The organism is Xenorhabdus anantnagensis (assembly GCF_028598555.1).
Taxonomy (GTDB): Bacteria; Pseudomonadota; Gammaproteobacteria; order Enterobacterales; family Enterobacteriaceae; genus Xenorhabdus; species Xenorhabdus anantnagensis.
Genome location: NZ_JAQRFN010000072.1, coordinates 1 through 1,856, shown reverse-complemented (window position 1 = coordinate 1,856; position 1,856 = coordinate 1). Strand labels below are relative to the sequence as shown.

Genomic DNA, 1,856 nt, shown 5'->3' with positions numbered 1-1,856 from the left:
CCGAAAAATGCAATAGTAATTTACTATTCATTTAAATTTAAATAGAAATTATTTCTCTTTTTGTGAGCTTTTGCAGTATAGAATCAGCTCTAGCCTCCTCTTTAAAACATTTCGTTACCAGATGCTCAAATAATGGCTGGTATTTATCGTAACAGGTAGTTTTGGATACTCCCGTTAGTGGTTTCACTGCACACCATACATCTGTAAATTTCAGTCTGGAATATCCCCGCCCTGCGCATTTAGGGCATTTTTTATAGACCGGAATACCAATTAATTGAGTCTGCTTCTTATCCAGAACTTCCCCACGTCCATTGCAGCGGCATGAATGGCTAACCTCGCATTTGCCATTACATGTGGAACAGACCACTCTCACAATTTCTCTGGCGTCACGGGATTTTTCGTATAACGATGGGATAATCTTTGCACCCATACTTAAATTTGCCTTAACCAGCTGTTTTTCCCTCCACGGGGTATATGTCTTTGTAGTAAACACCTCCGCCTCGATAAACCCACTCTCACAATCCGAACATGCCTTCTTACTGGCTGCACTCCTCGCATAATCCTGAAATGCATAATTTGCGAGTATTTGCAGGACATTTCCCCTAATATCCTTATCGAGTTTTGCGATTGCACTGTGTTTGTGAGCCTGTGTCAGTGCATACTGGTAGAGACTCTCCATCGCATCATCCGGTCTATTGATCCCCTGTTTCGCCAAAAACAGTTCAATACCCAGCCTCGCTTGAGCGGACGCCAATCCCAGCGAGGCCATAACATCGGTAATTGAAAATGCATCAGTAGCCGTTGCGGCTGGAGAGTCACTAAATTGAATGGTTTTGGGTGAGAAATACTTCGGTAGGTCTGCGAGTCTCATTTCCTCTGGTTCCCTTTTAGTTTCGTTTTTGTCATCAATGCCCCATTACAGACAATGTGATATTGGCATTTAAAATCACGCGCGAATTTACCCACTGTCATTCGGTTAATGCCTAACTCATGGGCTAACTGGGTTTGATTGCCCCGGTGTTTTATGAGCAGTTCGGGGATTGAAGTTATTTCAAGCGTCATGCAGCCTCCCGTTTCAGTTCCTTGAGCTTCTCCCGATACTCATCCCTGATAACCTTGCATTCCTCAATCGTCCAGCGATGCCGATCATGATTCGATTCGATAGCCTCAACCGGTTCCAGACCCATGCGCCGGATTAACTCAACCCGATACGGAACCAGATTCCCTGATTTGTGCTGGTTACAGACAACACACTGCTTATGAATATTCCGCTCATCAAATCTCAATTGCGGTGCGGCTGCCGTTGTCCGGTAATGACCCGCATCCCATTGAGCAGATGTGTACGTGCCACAGGAAACGCACGGCAGGTCTCTGTCTCGTTCTCTGATGTAGGCGTTTACGGCTCGTTGGGCTTGTTGAATCCAATAACTGCGGGGTTTTACTGCTAGGCGTCTGGTTTTGAGTTTGTCTCGGTCGGCTATTTCTTTTTGTCGTCGTTCTCGTTGTAGTTTTTGTTCTGCTTTCTCCCTGTCTCTGCTTCGTTTTTTAACTGCCAATTCTGCGCCATGTTCCGGGCTACACCACTCGATATTGTCATATCGGGGATGGAACCATTCACGGCAGATTTTACATTTTCTCCGCCTCAGCTTTTTCTTCATTCCCCGCATTCTCCGTGTATGTTTCAAACCAGAACACTATCGGCGTGGTATCTAATTTCAATATGCCGAGCCGCTGCCCTGTTCTCAGGCATTGCGTTCTGTTAATTGAATTTTGTAATTCTCTGGTGATCACTCGTCTGAATGTTTCGATATCTGCACTGTGTTTATAAATATTGCAGCTACGACAGGTGGGCATCA

The 1,856-nt window shown here is 45.2% G+C and carries 3 protein-coding genes and 1 pseudogene; all 4 read right to left on the bottom strand.

Annotated features, from left to right (window positions below):
* Positions 1–37: 37 nt before the first annotated feature.
* On the bottom strand, positions 38–871 hold the full coding sequence (locus PSI14_RS19880; RefSeq protein WP_273577708.1) for an antitermination protein Q: 834 nt from the start codon (positions 869–871) through the stop codon (positions 38–40).
* Positions 868–1,062: a helix-turn-helix domain-containing protein gene (locus PSI14_RS19875; RefSeq protein WP_273577707.1), complete on the bottom strand. Its 195-nt coding sequence runs from the start codon at positions 1,060–1,062 to the stop codon at positions 868–870. The genes PSI14_RS19880 and PSI14_RS19875 overlap by 4 nt, the downstream gene beginning before the upstream one ends.
* Positions 1,059–1,658 (bottom strand): recombination protein NinG, encoded by a 600-nt coding sequence (locus tag PSI14_RS19870; RefSeq protein WP_273577706.1) that lies wholly within the window; start codon positions 1,656–1,658, stop codon positions 1,059–1,061. Before PSI14_RS19870 ends, PSI14_RS19875 begins: the two co-directional genes overlap by 4 nt.
* Positions 1,627–1,856, bottom strand: a pseudogene (locus PSI14_RS19865) (hypothetical protein); the annotation flags it as partial. The pseudogene PSI14_RS19865 and the gene PSI14_RS19870, both read right to left, overlap by 32 nt.